The 16,903-nt window shown below is 71.1% G+C and carries 13 protein-coding genes; 8 read left to right on the forward strand and 5 right to left on the reverse strand.

The genetic code is table 11. From position 1 onward, the window contains the following. The first annotated feature begins 133 nt into the window (after positions 1-133). Complete coding sequence (locus ACIRHA_RS10630; protein ID WP_403842737.1) at positions 134-973, forward strand: hypothetical protein; 840 nt, start codon at positions 134-136, stop codon at positions 971-973. A gap of 71 nt (positions 974-1,044) precedes the next feature. Here the strand turns inward: ACIRHA_RS10630 and ACIRHA_RS10635 are convergent, their stop codons facing one another. Continuing rightward, positions 1,045-1,683: a DUF1345 domain-containing protein gene (locus tag ACIRHA_RS10635; RefSeq protein ID WP_403842740.1), complete on the reverse strand. Its 639-nt coding sequence runs from the start codon at positions 1,681-1,683 to the stop codon at positions 1,045-1,047. A 147-nt stretch (positions 1,684-1,830) separates the two neighbouring features. Between ACIRHA_RS10635 and ACIRHA_RS10640 the strand changes: the two genes are divergently transcribed. Then, entirely contained in the window at positions 1,831-3,048 is a 1,218-nt protein-coding gene (locus ACIRHA_RS10640; protein WP_403842744.1) for a PucR family transcriptional regulator, read from the forward strand. Between the two features lie 12 nt (positions 3,049-3,060). Here the strand turns inward: ACIRHA_RS10640 and ACIRHA_RS10645 are convergent, their stop codons facing one another. Further along, on the reverse strand, positions 3,061-4,782 hold the full coding sequence (locus tag ACIRHA_RS10645) for an FUSC family protein (RefSeq protein WP_403844410.1): 1,722 nt from the start codon (positions 4,780-4,782) through the stop codon (positions 3,061-3,063). Between the two features lie 375 nt (positions 4,783-5,157). On the opposite strand from ACIRHA_RS10645, the gene ACIRHA_RS10650 reads away from it, so the two are divergent. Together ACIRHA_RS10650 and ACIRHA_RS10655 are read left to right on the forward strand one after the other, a co-directional pair. Further along, positions 5,158-7,656 carry an ATP-dependent Clp protease ATP-binding subunit gene (locus tag ACIRHA_RS10650; RefSeq protein WP_403842747.1) on the forward strand — a complete coding sequence of 833 codons (2,499 nt, stop codon included), beginning with the start codon at positions 5,158-5,160 and terminating at the stop codon, positions 7,654-7,656. After that, positions 7,653-9,974, forward strand: a complete 2,322-nt coding sequence (locus ACIRHA_RS10655) for an FdhF/YdeP family oxidoreductase (RefSeq protein ID WP_403842750.1) — start codon at positions 7,653-7,655, stop codon at positions 9,972-9,974. The genes ACIRHA_RS10650 and ACIRHA_RS10655 overlap by 4 nt, the downstream gene beginning before the upstream one ends. A gap of 75 nt (positions 9,975-10,049) precedes the next feature. Here the strand turns inward: ACIRHA_RS10655 and ACIRHA_RS10660 are convergent, their stop codons facing one another. Genes ACIRHA_RS10660 through ACIRHA_RS10670 form a run of 3 tightly spaced genes read right to left on the reverse strand, consistent with a single transcriptional unit; the run spans position 10,050 to position 12,398 of the window. Continuing rightward, a complete protein-coding gene (locus tag ACIRHA_RS10660; protein WP_403842753.1) occupies positions 10,050-11,636 on the reverse strand; it encodes a VCBS repeat-containing protein in 1,587 nt (528 codons plus the stop codon). After that, positions 11,629-11,763, reverse strand: a complete 135-nt coding sequence (locus ACIRHA_RS10665; RefSeq protein WP_403842757.1) for a hypothetical protein — start codon at positions 11,761-11,763, stop codon at positions 11,629-11,631. Before ACIRHA_RS10665 ends, ACIRHA_RS10660 begins: the two co-directional genes overlap by 8 nt. Positions 11,764-11,786: 23 nt before the next feature. Further along, positions 11,787-12,398 carry a helix-turn-helix domain-containing protein gene (locus tag ACIRHA_RS10670; RefSeq protein WP_403842760.1) on the reverse strand — a complete coding sequence of 204 codons (612 nt, stop codon included), beginning with the start codon at positions 12,396-12,398 and terminating at the stop codon, positions 11,787-11,789. A gap of 130 nt (positions 12,399-12,528) precedes the next feature. Between ACIRHA_RS10670 and ACIRHA_RS10675 the strand changes: the two genes are divergently transcribed. From ACIRHA_RS10675 to ACIRHA_RS10690, 4 genes are all read left to right on the forward strand, one after another. Then, entirely contained in the window at positions 12,529-13,719 is a 1,191-nt protein-coding gene (locus ACIRHA_RS10675; protein WP_403842763.1) for a CaiB/BaiF CoA transferase family protein, read from the forward strand. Beyond that, the gene (locus tag ACIRHA_RS10680) at positions 13,719-14,210 is read left to right on the forward strand and encodes an MFS transporter (protein WP_403842766.1); all 492 of its coding nucleotides are present in this window, start codon (positions 13,719-13,721) and stop codon (positions 14,208-14,210) included. Before ACIRHA_RS10675 ends, ACIRHA_RS10680 begins: the two co-directional genes overlap by 1 nt. Before the next feature lie 176 nt (positions 14,211-14,386). Further along, positions 14,387-15,301, forward strand: coding sequence for an MFS transporter (locus ACIRHA_RS10685; RefSeq protein WP_403844413.1), 915 nt, complete (start codon positions 14,387-14,389; stop codon positions 15,299-15,301). Beyond that, positions 15,298-16,743 carry an amidase gene (locus ACIRHA_RS10690; protein WP_403842769.1) on the forward strand — a complete coding sequence of 482 codons (1,446 nt, stop codon included), beginning with the start codon at positions 15,298-15,300 and terminating at the stop codon, positions 16,741-16,743. The genes ACIRHA_RS10685 and ACIRHA_RS10690 overlap by 4 nt, the downstream gene beginning before the upstream one ends. Positions 16,744-16,903: the final 160 nt, after the last annotated feature.

A 16,903-nucleotide genomic window follows, 5' to 3' on the forward strand; every position in this document is an offset into this window, starting at 1 on the left:
GGGCTTTGTGGTCACTGCACCTATACGTTGCCTTTACAACCCTTTACATCTCTGCCCGCGGGCATACGGCGACAATCCGCCACCCTCCCCGAACGCCCCCTGCACGCACCGATCATGGGGCAGGGTGGCCCTCATGACCCGGTACAAGAAGCGGCACAAGAGACGCTCCGCGCTGACCCTCGCCACCGCCCTGGGCGCCCTGACGCTCGGCGCGACCACCGCGTCCGCCGCGCCCACCTGGACCGAGACCGGCACCTCGCACGTGAACTCGCTGACGGGCAGCCAGGGCCTGGCGTCCCGCGCGGACGGCACGCTCGTGTACCGGGGCCTCGGTTCGGTCCCGCTGCCCCTGCGCGTCGCGGGCTGGACGCATGTCGGCGACCCGGACGTGGCGCGCGGCTACACCTTCGACGCGTACCAGGGCAGCGACAGCGCGACGAAGAAGATGTTCGCGGTGACCACGGCGGCCGGGAAGCGCACCATCTACGAACACGCCCTCGACCCGGGCGAATTGCTCAACAACTCGTTCGCGTCCGTGTCGCCCGACGGGCAGTGGCTGGTCTCCGGCGAATGGGGCACGCGGGACAGCCTCCAGGTCTTCCCCACGCCGGTCCTCAACGCCGCCGCGCCCCAGCCCGGCGCCAACCTCCCCCAGGCCGGCCGGATATCCCTCGACAAGCCGGTCACGAACATCCAGGGCTGCGACTTCACCGACGCCACCCACCTCCTGTGCTCGTCCGACGCCGCCGCCAAGGAGGTCCTCGACATCACGCTCGACCGCCCCCTGGACGGCAATCCGGTCACCGGTCACGTGGCCACCGCGTTCGCGATCCCCCAGCGCAGCGTCTGCAAGGGCGCCTTCGAGTCCGAGGGCATCGACTACGACGCGGCGCGGGGAACCCTGCGCGTCCAGATGGTGCCGCCGGCTCCGTGCCTGGTGACGACGGCCGTGATCGCGTACAAGCGGGGGTAGGACGCGCCGCGGCGACCCGGAGCGCATCGACCGGAAGAAACCCCTTGCCGCAGGGAACATTCGGTCGGATGTCAGACGCCGACCATCCCCGCGACCAGATTGATGGCGGTGGCCAGAAGGCTCGTGCCGAAGAGATACGAGAGCAGTGAGTGCCGCAGCACGACCGACCGGATCACCGAACTGGAGACATTGGTGTCGGAAACCTGGTAGGTCATGCCGAGGTTGTAACTGAAGTAGAAGAAGTCCCGGTACGCCGGAGGGTCCTCGGAGTTGAAGTCGATACCGCCCGCGGTCCCCTGGTGGTACAGGTAGGCGTAGCGCGCCGCATACATCAGGTGCAGCGCCGCCCACGCCAGGAACACACCACCCAGGCCCACCGCCGCCCCCGCGTTCCGGGCCCCGGAGCCACCGCCGAGGAGTAGCAGTACGACGATGGCCACCAGTGCGAACACCGCGGTGCCGACCACCACGAACTCCTCGGTGACGGGCGAGAAGTCCTCGCGCCGTGCCTCGCGGCGGGTGGCATCCGCGTCCATCGGCCACATCACAGCCCAGCCCGACACCACGAAGACCAGCTCGGTCACGGCGATGCCCGTGAGGACGCCCAGGGGCGCGCCGGCCGCGATGCCGACGGCCAGTGCGGCCAGCAGCCCCACCCCCACGGAGACGGTCAGACGGGGAACCGCGGACGACGGCAACCAGGCGCTCATGGCTCGTCACACTAGGCGGCCCGGCGTCACCTCGCTCCCGCTCGCCGCCCCGACACGGCCGGCACCCGACTTGACGCACGCGACGTGCCGGGGCAACTTCTGAGGCCCTGGCCCGACCGTCCCGCACTCACAGGGGGAGCACCGCCCATGGCCGACCACGTCACGGACAGACCCGGCCGGGTGCCGAACCCCCTCCTCACCGAGTTGGTCGCCTGGGCGGAGCAGCACCTGCCCGCACTGATCGACGACGTGTGTGCGGCCACCCGCGAGCGCATCGACCTCTACCGCGACGAAAGCATCGTCCCGGCCGACGAGGTGCGCGCCTCCATCGCGGCCAACCTCCGGTTCATCCTCACCGGCCTCGCCGAGCCCGACGTCGTGCCCGACCTGTCGGCGCCCTCCGACACGGGCCGGCGCCGCGCGCACCAGCAGGCGCCGCTGCCGGAGGTACTGCGCTGTTACCGCATCGCGTGCGCCATGCTCTGGGACCTGTTCGTCGAGCACGCCCGGCGCGTCGCCCGCCCGGACTTCCTGGACGCACTGCTCTCCACGTCGAGCACCCTGTGGCGGCTCTCCGACGAACACGCGCTGGCCCTCACGGAGGCCTACCGCTCGGCGACCGCGGAGCTGCTGGTCGCCCAGCAGCGGCGTCGATCGGCCCTCATGGAAGCGCTGTTCACCGGTCAGCTGGTGCCCGAGTCCGGTTCCTGGGAGGTCGGCAGGCTGCTGGGGCTGCCCCTGGACACGAAGCTGATGGTGGCGGCCGCGGAGACGGCCGGCCTCGCCGAGGAGAGCCTGGTCGGCGTGGAGCGCGTGCTGAGCAGGCTCGGCATCGTGTCGGCCTGGCATCTCACGCCCGTCCTCCAGGCCGGTGTGATCGCGCTGCGCGACGGGCAGCGCGAGGAAGCCCTGAGCGTGCTGCGCGCGGCCGCCACCTCCCGTACCGGTGTGAGTACCGCGTACGAGTCGTTGGCCGACACACCGCGCATGCTCCATCTCGCCCGGACGGCGCTCGCCGACCTCCCCGTCGGCAAGCCCGCCGTGCGGGAGTTCAGCACCAGCCCGCTGGCCGCCCTGATCGCCTACGACCCGGACGAGGGACGGCGCCTGGCCAAGGAGGTGCTCGGGCCGGTGCTCGCCCTGCCGGCGGAGGACCGGATCGCGCTGCTGCGGACGCTGCAGGCCTACGTCGATCATGCCGGGTCGGCCGAGAACGCGGGCCGGGTGCTGCACTGCCACCCCAACACCGTCCGGTACCGGCTGAACCGGGTCCGCGAACTGACCGGCCGCTCGCTCAACGACCCGCGTTCGCTGGCCGAGTTGGTGACCGCGACGGACGCCGTCCGGCTGGGCGCCGACGGCTGACAGCGGGGGCCGTCACTCCAGGCGCCGCAGGAGCCGGTGAGCGCGCTGTTCGGCGGCGGCGAGCTCAGTGGGGTCGAGCTCGGCGGGCCACAGTTCACCGGCCGCCGCGTCATCGGCCTCGCGCAGCTCGACGACGGCCCCGACCAGCCGCGAACGCAGCTCCGGCAGCGCGGCGGCGCCCGGGTTCTTGAGGGCCCGCTCTGCGAGTTCGCTCGCGGCGCCGCACGCGGTCAGCGCACGCCGCACCCGCTCCGCCGCCCGCCCGTGGATGAGGACGAGGGCGCACAGCAGGGCCACGACGATGCCGACGACGCTGCCCAACGCGCGGTCCTGGACGAGGTCTTCCGCCGGCACGGGGGTCGCGAGGTCGCTCATCAGCAGGGCCAGCGGGGTCAGGAACACCACCCCGATGCCGTAGTTGTGGGCCACCCCGTACTCCAGCAGGAACTCCAGGAGCACGATCACGAGGACGAGCGTCAGGGGCCCGGGGTGCAGCGCGAGCACGGCGAGGGCGAGGGCCAGTCCGGCCGCGGTGCCCAAGGTGCGCTGGACGGCGCGCTGCGCGGCGGTGCGCACGTTGATGGAGTGCAGCACGGCGGCCGCGGAGATCGCCGCCCAGTAGCCGTGGCCGAGGCCGAGCAGCAGGGCGACGCCGCCTGCGAGGCCGGTGCCCAGCGTCATGCGCAGGGCGGGCACGAACAGGACGGCGCGGCGGGCGGCACGACCTGCCGCGTCGGCGCGGCGTCCGACGGTCAGGGCGGAGGCCCGTCGTTCCAGGTCCAGGTCCGGCGCAGCTTGTGACGTTGCCCGCGCGGCGGGGTGCGGGCCAGGTACGCCGCACTCGACGACACCGGTCACCGTCGCGACCCCGGCCTCGCTCCCACTCCCGGTCCTGCTCCCGGCCTCGGTCCTGCTCCCGCTCCCGCTCCCGCTCCCGGTCTCGGCCAGCGCCGCAAGTTCGGGCAGCAGCTCCGGCTCCCCGCGACGGCGGCCCAGGAGGATGACCGCCTGGCCCCGCAGGTGCGCGGCCAGGCCCGTCGGCAGATCCGGTGGCCGGCTCGCGGAGCGGATCAGCACGGTCCAGGAGATGGCGGCCAGGCGTACGCACGGCCCGCCCCTCCGTCCGCATTCGGCCACGGTCGCGGGCGGCAGCCCGAGGGCCCGGTGTGCCTCAAGGACGGCGGCGGTCGCCTGGTGGCGCGCGAGCCGGCCCGCCCCGCCGTTGCCGGTGGCGGCGTCGAGCAACCCCGCGAGCTCACGCAATGCGACGGCCATGGCCAGCCGCTGCGGCCGCTCCGGGTGCGCGAGCCTGCCGACCATCGCCAGTCCCCAGGCCACGACCGCACCGATTGCCGCCGACGTGACGCGCGCCCAGACGTCGGACGGTGCCGGGACGCCGTAGGCGGACACCGCGAACGAGAACAGCAGCAGGACCGCACCGAGCCCCCGCAGCCGTGCCGCGTCGCAGCCGAACTTCGCGACGCCCGCGACGACCGCCATGGCGGCGACGACCACGACCGCGCCCGCTCCCCCGTCCTGCGGGCGGGCCCGGACGCCGAGCGCCGACCCGGCACCCACGCAGACCGTCATGGCGAGTCCGACGAGGGCGACCACTGCGGCCCGGCGGGCATACGGAAAGTTGCGGCCGAACGTCGTGGTGAACGCACCCAGCATGGCGTAGACGGCCGCTTCGGCCTGCCCGGCGAGCGCCATCGGAACGGCGACGAGGGCCATCGCCAGGGCGGCGCGCAACCCGAAGGAAAGGGTTCCGTCGACGCTGTGCAGCGCCAGCGCGCCACGCGGGGAGAGTGCCCGCCGCACCCGATCGGCCACACGCGGCAGGTGTCTCACTCAACTGTCCAAACGGGCCCGGGAACCTTTTCCTCACCGTCCGGGAAAACGCCGAGCAAGTCAAACAAAGAGCCCATTCGAATTGCCCCGCCACACCGGAATCATCAACCAGTTGTGCGGCCCGACAACAGAGTTTGTGACCGCCTCCAGAATCATCGGCACGCCCCCGGCCGTTGCGCCCGTTCTGCAAAGATCAGCTTGCGGGGGGCCAAGGGCGGGGGTTGGCTTGGACAAACCCATCGCGCACCTGGAGTCACCATGTCGATGTCGCCGTTCGGGTTCGGTCCCTCGGACCCTTTCAGTGAAATGTTCAACCGGTTCTTCGGTACGTCCCCCGCGAGTTCTCCGCCTGCGGTGCAGCGCGTGCCCATTGGGCGGCTGCTCACCGAGTCGTCCCAGGAACTGCTCAACCTGGCAGCGCAGAAGGCGCACGAGGACGGCACCTCCGATCTGGACACCGAACATCTGCTGTGGGCGACGACCAAGGTGCAGCCGTCGCGCCGGGCGCTGGAACAGGCCGGTGTCGATCCCGACCGGCTCGCGGAGGAGATCGCCAAGGTCCTGCCGCAGGAGGCCGGCCAGCCGTCCGCGGAGCCGGGCCTCACCCCGGCGGCCAAGCGCTCGCTGGCCGCCGCCCACGCCCAGTCGCAGGCGTCGGGCGTCTCCTACATCGGCCCCGAGCACATCCTCGGCGCCCTCCTCTCCGACCCGGCGACGGGGGCCGCGCGCCTGCTGAGCGCGGCCGGCCTCGACCTGAACCGGCTGACGAACGCCACGGAGCAGGCGGCCGGGGCCGAGGGCGGCGGCAGCGGGACCTCCGGGCCGTCCACCACTCTCGACGAGTTCGGGCGCGACCTCACCGAAGAGGCCAGGGCCGGAAAGCTGGACCCGGTGGTCGGCCGCGCCGAGGAGATCGAGCAGACCGTCGAGATCCTCTCCCGCCGCTCCAAGAACAACCCGGTGCTGATCGGTGAGCCCGGCGTCGGCAAGACCGCCATCGTCGAGGGCCTCGCGCAGCGCATCGTCGCGGGCGAGGTGCCCGACACCCTCAAGGACAAGCGGGTCGTCTCCCTCGACCTGTCCGCCATGGTGGCGGGGGCGCAGTACCGCGGCCAGTTCGAGGAACGTCTGAAGAAGGTCATCGAGGACGTCCAGAACGCGGGCGGCAACATCATCCTGTTCATCGACGAGTTGCACACCGTCGTCGGCGCGGGCGCCACCGGCGAGGGCTCCATGGACGCGGGCAACATGCTCAAACCGGCCCTTGCCCGGGGGGAGTTGCACGTCGTCGGGGCCACCACCATCGACGAGTACCGCAAGCACATCGAGAAGGACGCCGCGCTTGAGCGCCGCTTCCAGCCCGTACTCATCCCGGAGCCGACGGTCGAGGAGACCGTGCAGATCCTGGAGGGGCTGCGCGACGCGTACGAGGCGCACCATCAAGTCCGCTTCGCCGACGGCGCGTTGGCCGCCGCGGCCGAGCTGTCCGACCGCTACATCAGCGACCGGTTCCTGCCCGACAAGGCCATCGACCTCATGGACCAGGCGGGCGCCCGGGTGCGGCTGCGTTCCGCGAGCCGTTCCACCGAGGTCGTCGAGCGCGAGGACCGGATCGCCAAGCTGACCCGTGAGAAGGACCAGGCCGTCGCCTCCGAGGACTTCGAGAAGGCCTCCGAGCTGAAGAAGCAGATCGCCGAGGCCGAGGGCGAGGTCGCCGGGATCGAGGAGCGCCGCGAGGGCGTGGTCTCCGTGACGGCCGACGACATCGCCGACATCGTCTCGCGCCGCACCGGCATCCCGGTCGCCCAGCTGACGGCGGGCGAGAAGGAGCGGCTGCTGAAGCTGGAGGAGGAGATGCACGCCCGCATCGTCGGGCAGGACGAGGCCGTCACCGCCGTCTCGCAGGCCGTGCGCCGCAACCGCGCGGGCATGGGCGACCCGAACCGGCCCGTGGGTTCCTTCCTCTTCCTCGGCCCGACCGGCGTCGGCAAGACCGAACTCGCCAAGACACTGGCGGAGTTGCTGTTCGGCGACGAGAGCCGCATGGTCCGCTTCGACATGAGCGAGTTCCAGGAGAAGCACACCGTCGCGCGTCTGGTCGGTGCCCCTCCCGGCTACGTCGGCTACGACGAAGCGGGCCAGCTCACCGAGAAGGTGCGCCGCCAGCCCTACAGCGTGGTCCTGTTCGACGAGGTCGAGAAGGCGCACCCGGACATCTTCAACACGCTGCTGCAGATCCTCGACGACGGCCGGCTCACCGACTCCCAGGGCCGCACCGTGGACTTCCGGCACTGCGTGGTCATCATGACGTCGAACATCGGCGCCCACCGCATCCTCGCCCACCAGGGCGACGCCGCCGAACTCAAGGACGAGCTGCTGGAGGAGTTGCGGGGCCGGTTCCTGCCGGAGTTCCTCAACCGCATCGACGACATCATCGTCTTCCACAGCCTCACCGAGAACGACCTCGGCGAGATCGTCGACCACCTGCTGGACCAGAGCGAGCGCCGGGTGCACGCGCAGGGGCTCAACCTGGAGGTCACCGAGGCGGCCAAGAAACTGCTGATCGCGCACGGCCACCAGCCGGAGTTCGGCGCGCGCCCGCTGCGCCGCACCATCCAGACCGAGCTCGACAACCGCATCGCGTCCCTGCTGCTGGGCGGCGAGGCCGAACCGGGCGACACGATCGTCGCCGACGTGCAGAACGACACCCTGCACTGCACGATCCGTACGAGCACGAACTCCGCCGACAAGGAATGAGCCCAGTGAACGCCTCCCAGGACGGTCAGGACACACCGGAGTCGCGGGTCGGCCCGGAGCCCGAGGGCCGGCCGGACTTCAGCCAGTACCACCACCCGGCGGCGGGCTGGGGTGCCGCCAAGAGCGTCACCCGGTTCATGGTGCGCGAGCGCGAACTGCTCGACGGCCCCCGGGCGATCCTCAAGATGAATCACGAGAAGGGCGGCTTCGACTGTCCCGGCTGCGCCTGGCCCGACGACCTCAAGGGCCTGCATCTGGACATCTGCGAGAACGGGATCAAGCACGTCACCTGGGAGATGACGCGCAAGCGGGTCGGCAGGGAGTTCTTCGCCCGGCACTCGGTGAGCGAGCTGTCGCAGTGGAGCGACTTCGCGCTCGAGGACCAGGGCCGGCTGACCGAGCCCATGAGTTACGACCCGGAGAGCGACCACTACGTCCCCATCAGCTGGAAGGAGGCCTTCGAGCTGGTGGGCCGCACCCTGCGGGAGCTGGACAGTCCGAACCAGGCCTCGTTCTACACCTCCGGGCGGCTCGGCAACGAGGCCACGTTCCTCTACCAGCTGTGGGCGCGCGAGTTCGGCACGAACAACCTGCCCGACTGCTCCAACATGTGTCACGAGGCGAGCGGTCGCGCCCTGCAGGCGTCCCTCGGCACCGGCAAGGGCACCTGCGACCTGGCGGACTGGGAGAGCACGGACGCCCTGTTCATCATGGGCGTCAACGCCGCCTCCAACGCGCCGCGGATGCTCACCGCGCTCGCCGAGGCCTACGACCGCGGCGCACAGGTCGTACACATCAACCCGCTCGTCGAGGCGGCGGCGACCCGCACGATCATCCCGCACGACTTCAAGGACATGGCGCTCAACAAGGCGACGCGCACCAGCACCCTGAACCTCCAGGTGCGCATCGGCGGCGACATGGCGTTCCTACGCGGCATCGCCAAGGCGGTCCTGGAACAGTCGACGTCCGATCCCAAGGCTCTCGACCGGGAGTTCATCGACCGCCACACCGAGGGCTTCGACGCGTACCGGGAGCTGTGCGAGGCGACGCCCTGGGACGAGATCGAGCGTCAGTCGGCACTGAGCCGCGACGACATCCTCAAGGCCGCCCGCGTCTACCGCGACGCGGACCGCAGCATCATCAGCTGGTGCCTGGGCGTGACCCAGCACGAGCACGGCGTCGACACGGTCCGCGAGATCGTCAACGTCCTTCTGCTGCGCGGCAATCTGGGCCGCGAGGGCGCGGGCCCGTCCCCCGTGCGCGGCCACAGCAACGTGCAGGGCAACCGGACCTGCGGCATCGACCACCGGCCCAGCGACACGTTCCTCGACCGGCTCGCGGAGGCCTGCGAGATCGACCCGCCGCGCGCGCACGGACTCGACACGGTCGGCACCATCGAGGCGATGCGGCGCGGCGACGTAAGGGTGTTCGTCGGCATGGGAGGCAACTTCGCGCTCGCGGCCCCCGACACCCCTTACACGTACGAGGCGTTGCGCACCTGCGAGCTGACGGTGCAGGTGAGCACCAAGCTCAACCGGAGTCATCTCGTGCACGGCCGCCGGGCGTTGATCCTGCCGTGCCTGGGTCGCACCGAGAAGGACCAGCAGCGCGGCGGCCTGCAGTCCACCTCCGTCGAGGACTCGATGAGCATGGTGCACCTGTCCGTCGGTATGAAGCGCCCGGCGTCCAAGCAGCTGCTGTCCGAGCCGGCGATCATCGCCGGGATGGCGCGCGCCACGCTGCCCGACAGCGCCACCCCCTGGGAGTGGTACGTCGAGGACTACGACCGTGTGCGCGACTCGATGGCGCAGGTCATCGACGGGTTCGAGGACTGCAACCGCCGGGTGCGCCTGCCGCTGGGCTTCCGTATCAAGCAGCCCGCACGGGAGCTGGTCTTCCTCACGGGCTCGGGCCGCGCCGAGTTCTCCGCGGCCCCGCTGCCCGACGTGATCCCGGAGCCGGGCACCCTGGCGCTGGGCACGATGCGCTCCCACGACCAGTGGAACACCACCATCTACTCGGACAACGACCGCTACCGGGGCATCAAGAACCTGCGCACACTGGTCTTCCTGAACCAGGACGACATGCGCGAGCGCGGCATCGCCGAGTTCGACCCGGTCGACATCACGAGCACGGCCCGGGACGGCAGCAAGCGCGGCCTGAAGGGCTATCTGGCCGTCCCGTACGACATCCCGCGCGGCTGCGCGGCCGGGTACATGCCGGAGATGAACGTGCTGTGCGCGATCGGCGACCACAGCACGCAGAGCGACCAGCCGATCATGAAACACGTCAAGGTGACGGTGACACCCTCCACATGACGGACCGACGGCAGCTTTGGGCCGTCATGTCGGCTTCGGTCGCGCGCACACCGCTCACGTTCCGAACGAGGGTCCCTACCGGGCGATTCCGCCGCCTCCCATGTAGAGGCGCAGCTTCCCGCCGGGATCGAATGTGTCGCCGTACAGCCGGGTGGCTCCGCCGGTCGACAGCCCCTGGCCCGTGCCGGGCACGACCCACGCAAAGCTGCGGGCCCCTTCGGCTTCCGGTGCGGCCACCGTCAGGTCGGCACGGTGGTCGCCGTCCATGTCGACGAGGCGTACCGCCATGCCGAACGCGGCTCGCGCGCTCCTGCTGCCGCCGATGTCGCCCGCGTCGACGGCCTGAGCCCCCGCACCACTCAGGCCGTTGGGCCCACCGCGCAGGAGCAGCACCTGTTCCGGGCCCGTCTTCTCGTACGCCTTGCTCCGGGGTGAGCCGGCCACCACGTCCGCGTAACCGTCGCCGTTGACGTCGCCGGTGTCCAGGGAGGCGAAGGCGGCGTCCTTGTCCTGGGGTTCCTCGCCGGGTACGCCCGGGGTGTCCCGGTCGATGGTCGTGGACCGTTTCCCCTTCCCCGGCCCGGACTTGGAGCCGTACACGACGGTCACCGCGCTGTGGCTCACCCTGCCGCGCCGGGGGCTGAGCACGAGGTCGCCGAGGCCGTCGCCGTTGACGTCGCCGACCGCCGCGGCCGCCGCGTCGGGAAGGTCGATGCCGGCTGCCTGTACGAGGCCGCCGCGGCCGGCGTGGAAGTAGCTGACCGGCCAGCGTTCCTCGAACTTGGCGGTACCGAGGGGCGCTTCGTGGTGCAGGGCCATCAGCTCATCGGCTCCGTCGCCGTCCAGGTCCCCGGCGACCAGGCCGCGGTAGTTCGCGGCGCTGATGTCCTTTCCCGGCTGGCGCGGCGCGGCCACCGGGCCGGTGTCAGCAGGGGCGCCGTCGCGGGTGAAAGGACCCTTGAGCAGGCCCTTGTCGGAACCGAGACCGAAGACCAGATCGGCATGCCGGTCCCCGTCGAAGTCACCGGCGACGAGCTGCTCCTCCAGGATCGGGTCGATCACCCAGGGGACATGGGTGCCGTCCGTGCCCGGCACCCGGGCGGCGCTCTGCAGCCCGTCCGGCGACCCCCACATGATGATCACGCTCGGTTCGTCGTCGAAGACGGCGGTGGCGAGGTCGGTGTATCCGTCCCCGTCGAAGTCGCGCGCCGCCACCCAGGACCCGAAGAACGCCTCGTAGTTGGCCTTCCCCGGTATCCCGGCGTCGTTCTGCGTGAGGTACTGGCACCGGGCGAGACCGGTGCCGTCACCCGATCCGTACGCCACCGCGATGCTCCCGCCGGAGTCGGCGTTCTCCACATCGCCCAGTGCTCCCATGGCCAGGTCGGGGTGGCCGTCACCGTCGAAGTCGGCTGCGGGCGCGGTGCCGGCCGGTGCCCGTGCGCCCTTCGCCGACGCCCCGGAGGGCGCTGTGCCGTGAGCCGAGGTGTGGCAGGTGCCGGGTGCGGCGATGGCCTCGGCCCCGGACCGGACCAGCACCACCGCGACCGCGACGGCGACCGCGACGACGGCCGCACCGCTCGCGATCACCCACCGGCGCCTGCCACCACGCTTCCGCGCGGCCCCCTGCTCATCATCTTCGACGTCCATGTGATCAAGCACGTCCCGACGGTACCCAGCGGTTCCAGAACGGGACCTCGATCCGGTTCAGCCAGGAGCTGTGGGTCGAGGTGTCGGCAATCTCGACGCTGTTCGTCCCGGCCCAGATGTCGACCTGGTCTACGTTCACATAGGGGCCGTAGAACTCGTCCGCTAGGTCGCCTCCGGTGGGGCGGCGGCGAGTCCCGCCACCATGCGGGCGAACGCGCCGGCCGCCCGCTCGTCGAGTTCTGCCAGGGGGATCCCGGTGTCACGGGCGTACGCCTCGCGGAAGATGATGTATCCCATCTGCGCCGCCGCTGTCATCACATGGGCGGCCACCGCGTCCTCGCCCTCGGGAAACGCCCCCTCGGCGGTGTCCCGCTCCATGCTCTGACGGGTCTGCGCGAACCGTGGCAGCGGGCTGAAGTCGCCGTCGCCGTCGAGCGCCAACAGCGCTTCGAGGCCGACCAGTTCGGGCTCTCGGAGGCGGTGGCGGAACATGGCCTGGCGGCGCTCGGCGAAGGGAAGGTCCCAGTGGCCGTCCCGGTCCTCGGTCTGGCTTCGTACGAGGTCCGCCGCGGCGGCGCGGAGCAGGGCCTGGCGAGTGCCGAAGTACTGGTAGATCTGGCCGTGATTGACCCCGGCCTCGGTGGCGACCTCCCGGAGATTGACCCCGGCGAGCACCCCGTCACGCGCGAGGAGCCGACGCGCCGCGTCCAGGAGGTCCGCCTCGGTCTCCTCGCGGGTGCGCCGCCGCCTGCGCGTCTTGTTCGTCTCGCTCATGCTCTGCTCCCCGCCGTGACCGGATGACTCTCTCATGGCAGCCCCTTGTCGCGCTGCGATGGCCAGCCTATGGTCTCACTAACAACGAAACGTTAATAACGGATCGTGAACTGCGTGCGAAGGGGCACCCATGTCAACACTCCCGCTGGCGGGCATACGCGTCCTCGACCTGTCCACCGTGCTCGCCGCGCCGGTCACCGCCACGTTCCTGGGCGACTTCGGCGCCGAGGTCGTCAAGGTCGAGGAACCCGGACGCGGCGACTTCACGCGCGGTACGACACCCGGAGGGCGCTCCCCCTACTGGGCGCAGGAAGCGCGCAACAAGAAGTCGGTGACACTGGACCTGCGCACCGAGCGGGGCCAGGGCCTCGTCCGGGAGCTGATCCCGCACTTCGACATCGTCATCACCAACTACCGCCCGCCCACGCTGCGTTCATGGGGACTTGACCCCGATTCGCTGAGCACGCTCGCCCCCGAATGCGTCCTGGTCTACGTGACGGGCTACGGACTGACCGGCCCCTACAGTGACCGCGGCTCCTTCGACCGGATCGCCAGCGCCTACGCCGGCCTGACGTACGTCACCGGAGACGCCGACCGGTCCCCGGTGCGCAGCGGCTACTCCACCATCGATTACATGGCCGCCTATCTCGGCGCCTTCTCCGTGGTCACCGCGCTGTATCACCGCACCGTGTCGGGCGGCGGCGGCCAGGTCATCGACCTGGCGCTGTACGAGGCCGGATTCCGCGCCTCGGAGGACGCGCTCACCTCGTACTCGACCACCGGCCGGGTCCGCGAGCGCCAGGGCAACCGCAATCCGCAGATCGTCCCCGCCAGCGACTTCACCGCGTCCGACGGGCGCAGGGTCTCGATCCACGCGGGCACCGACGCGCTCTTCCGGCGTCTGGCCTGCGTGATGGAGGCGCCACAACTGGCCGACGCCCCCGAGTACGCCACCAGGGCAGCGAGGGCGGAGCACGCCGACGCCCTCTACGCCGCGATCGGCGACTGGGCGGCCACGCGTACCGCCGACGACCTGACCAAACTACTCGTCGACGCGGACATTCCGGCCTCCCCGCTGATGAGCATCGCCGACATCGCCGCCGATCCGCACTACCGCGAGCGCGGCACCCTGCTCACCGTCGAGGACCCGGAGTTCGGCGAACTGCCCATGGTCGCGCCGCTTCCCCGGCTCTCGAAGACACCCGGCAGCGTCCGTACCACCGGCCCCGTCCTCGGAGCGCACAACAGCGAGATCTACCAGGGTGTGCTCGGCCTGAGCGCCGACGAACTCACCTCCCTCGGCGCCGACGGCGTCATCTGATGACCGGCACGTCCCAGGCAGCCGCGCTCGGGGCCCGGCTCGACCGGCTCCCCCTCAGCCCGTTCCACCGCAGGCTCGTCCTCGCCCTGGCCGGGATGATCCTTTTCGAATGGGTGGAGACCTACGCCTTCGCGTTCGTCGCGCCCGCCCTGCGCGCCCAGTGGGGCCTGTCGCTGTCGGCCGTCGCCGTGGTGGCGGGCGTCAGCTCGCTCGGGGCATTCGCCGGCGGCATCTTCGGCGGCTACCTCGCCGACCGCGTCGGGCGCCGCCGCACCCTGTTGATCTGCGTCAGTGTCTACTGCACGGCCACCGCACTGTGCATCGTCGTGCAGAACCCCTGGCAGCTGATCGTGGCCCGCTGCACCGCGCATTTCGGCGCGCAGGGCATGGCGGTCGTCGCCATCGTGGTCCTCACCGAGTTCGTGCCCGCAGCCGCCCGCGGCCGGCTGCAGACGTACAAGGTCGCCGTGGGATCGCTAGGGCCCTTCTGACGGATCTTGCTGGAGTCGCGGGCCCTGGCACGCCCATCTGCGGCGTTGTCGTCGGTTGCCAACGCTCCGCGTTGACGCCCTCCTCCGCCTTGCAGCTGCACGCACCAGACCCCGCTCGCGGCACCGAACATGACCAGCCCCCGGATCCAGCCTGATCCGTCAGAAGGACCCTAGGCATTCCGCTCGTCGCCTGGGCCGGCTACTTCCTCGTACCGCACTGGACGTGGGGGTGGCGGCTCGTCTTCGGTCTCGGCCTGTTCGGTGTCTTCTTCGCCTGGCTGATCCGCCGCTGGGTCCCCGAGAGCCCTCGCTGGCTGGCCTCACGCGGCGAATTCGAGCGTGCCGACACCGTCGTCCGCTCCATCGAGCGCAGTTGTGGGGTCGAGTCGCCCGCCGTGTTGCCGGACGCGCCCGGCGAGAGGGCCCCGGCACCGGACCGCCCCCGGCTCGGCGAGCTGCTGACCGGCGCCCAGCGCCGTCCGTTCCTCGTCGTGGCCACGATGTGGGTGGCCGGTCTGCTCGCCTACTCCGCGTTCAACACCTGGACGCCCACCCTGCTGTCGGAGAACGGGTTCGACCTCGACAACACCCTGCTGCTGTCCGCCGTACTGGCCACCGCCGCACCGCTGGGCGCGCTCGTCGCCGTACCGCTCATCGACCGCTGGGACCGGCGCCGCACCCAGCTCGTCATGGGCGCGCTGAGCGCCGCCGCGCTGCTGCTCTTCGGGCTCGTCCGCGCCTCCGCGGCCGTCCTCGTCCTGGGCTGTGTGGTCAGCGTGCTCTTCCAGGCCGCGGTGCCCTTCCTCCAGGTGTATTCGGCCGAAGTCTTCCCCACCCGCATCCGCGCCCTGGGCTCGGGCACCGCCAACGCCCTGTCCCGGATCTTCAACTTCGCCGCCCCGATGCTGATCGCGGCCATCTTCGGCGGACTCGGCTACACGGCCGTATTCGCTTTCCTCGCAGTCCTCTCCCTGATCGGCGGCTGTGTCGCCGTTGCCTACGGCCCCCGTACGACCGGTGTGAGCCTGGAAGCCGCTGCCACTGCCGATCCCGATTCCGTCCGCGCCACAGAGGAGCCCCTCCGGCCATGACCGATCTGTCCTTCGCCTCCGCGACCGAGCTCACCGCCCTCATACGCAGCGGGGAACTGTCCCCGCAGAAGCTGATGCACCACACGCTCGACCGGATCCGCACCGTCGACGCCGACCTCAACTCCGTCGTCGCCCTGGATCCCGAGCGGGCGCTCGCCGACGCCGACGCCATGAGCGCGCGTATCTCCCGGGGCGAGGACGTGGGCCCGCTCGCCGGACTGCCCGTCCTCGTCAAGGACTTGGAGGACGTGGAAGGGTTCACCACCAGCAGGGGCACCAGCGCCTTCCGCGACAGCCCTGCGGCGGCCCGCGACAGCATTCATGTGGCTCGGCTGCGCGCCGCCGGTGCGCTGATCATCGGCAAGACGAACCTGCCTCCCCTCGGTGCAGGCGTGCACACCGCCAACGATGCCTTCGGCATCACCCGCAACCCCTGGAACCTGGAGCGGACACCGGGAGGCTCCAGCGGTGGCGCCGCCGCGGCAGTCGCAGCGGGCCTGGTGGCCCTCGGCACCGGCGGCGACGGCGGTGGCTCCACGCGCATCCCCGCGGCGCTGTGCGGCCTCGTCGGACTCAAGCCCTCGCGCGGCCGCATCCCGCAGGGGCCCTCCCGGATGCCGAACTGGCCGCAGCACAGCTGCGTCTCGGGCATGGCGCGCACCGTACGCGACACGGCGCTGCACCTCGACGTGGCCGCCGGCCCCCACCCGGCCGACCCGCACGCATTGCCCGCGCCCACGGCCTCGTACCTGAAAAGCCTCGACAAGCCGCTGCCGACACTGCGCGTGGGAGTCCTGCGCACCCTGGGCGTGGCCGCGCCGCGCCCCGAGATGCTGGACGCGCTCGACAGCGCGGCGGAGCTGCTGCGCGAACAGGGCCACGACGTACGGGACGACGAGTCGGCCCTGCCGGGTGCCGACAACTTCCCGGCCCCCTTCCAACTGCGCCAGAAAGTCCTGGCGTACAGCCGGCTGCTCGGCGTACTCGACGACTTCGCCGCCCGGCGCGCCGACTTCGAACCGTGGTTCGCCGACCTCCTCGACGGCGGCCGCGAGGTGACACCGGCGGAGATGGCCGCCTACTGGACGCACCGCTCGCAGCTGGACCGCTGGGCGGCCGAACTCTTCGACCGCTACGACCTGTTGCTCATGCCGACCGTGGCGACGACGGCATGGCCGGCGGAGGGCTTCGACGTGCTCACGGCGGTACGCGAGCGGACCCTGCCGATCGCCTACACCTCGGTCTTCAATGACACCGGCCACCCCGCCGTCAGCGTCCCTGCCGGGCTCGGCCCGGACGGCCTGCCCTGCGCCGTGCAACTCATCGGCCCGCACCACAGGGACGACCTCGTACTCGGCGCCGCACAGCTGGTCGAGTCCCGCCAAGAGCCCCTGCGCCCGCCGAAGTTCAGCAGACCCCATGGGGCCGGAACCGGACGCTGATCCGGGAACCGGTCGCCCGCGCGGACTCGGGAATCGCGTGCGCCCGGGTCCGCCGGCAGGAGCCGCCCATCACGATGAGGGCGACAGCCACCTGCGTCCGGTCCGACAGCGGCATCACGCACCAAGGCCAGCGGCGCTAGCCGGTGCCGTTCGGCCGGTC

Source organism: Streptomyces sp. NPDC102360 (genome assembly GCF_044766085.1).
GTDB lineage: Bacteria > Actinomycetota > Actinomycetes > Streptomycetales > Streptomycetaceae > Streptomyces.

What these genes read in the sequence shown, in the direction of transcription:
- ACIRHA_RS10630 (WP_403842737.1), top strand. Translation starts at nt 134, where the DNA reads ATGACCCGGTACAAGAAGCGGCACAAGAGACGCTCCGCGCTGACCCTC.
- ACIRHA_RS10635 (WP_403842740.1), bottom strand. Translation starts at nt 1,683, where the DNA reads ATGAGCGCCTGGTTGCCGTCGTCCGCGGTTCCCCGTCTGACCGTCTCC.
- ACIRHA_RS10640 (WP_403842744.1), top strand. Translation starts at nt 1,831, where the DNA reads ATGGCCGACCACGTCACGGACAGACCCGGCCGGGTGCCGAACCCCCTC.
- ACIRHA_RS10645 (WP_403844410.1), bottom strand. Translation starts at nt 4,782, where the DNA reads ATGGCCCTCGTCGCCGTTCCGATGGCGCTCGCCGGGCAGGCCGAAGCG.
- ACIRHA_RS10650 (WP_403842747.1), top strand. Translation starts at nt 5,158, where the DNA reads ATGTCGATGTCGCCGTTCGGGTTCGGTCCCTCGGACCCTTTCAGTGAA.
- ACIRHA_RS10655 (WP_403842750.1), top strand. Translation starts at nt 7,653, where the DNA reads ATGAGCCCAGTGAACGCCTCCCAGGACGGTCAGGACACACCGGAGTCG.
- ACIRHA_RS10670 (WP_403842760.1), bottom strand. Translation starts at nt 12,398, where the DNA reads ATGAGCGAGACGAACAAGACGCGCAGGCGGCGGCGCACCCGCGAGGAG.
- ACIRHA_RS10675 (WP_403842763.1), top strand. Translation starts at nt 12,529, where the DNA reads ATGTCAACACTCCCGCTGGCGGGCATACGCGTCCTCGACCTGTCCACC.
- ACIRHA_RS10680 (WP_403842766.1), top strand. Translation starts at nt 13,719, where the DNA reads ATGACCGGCACGTCCCAGGCAGCCGCGCTCGGGGCCCGGCTCGACCGG.
- ACIRHA_RS10690 (WP_403842769.1), top strand. Translation starts at nt 15,298, where the DNA reads ATGACCGATCTGTCCTTCGCCTCCGCGACCGAGCTCACCGCCCTCATA.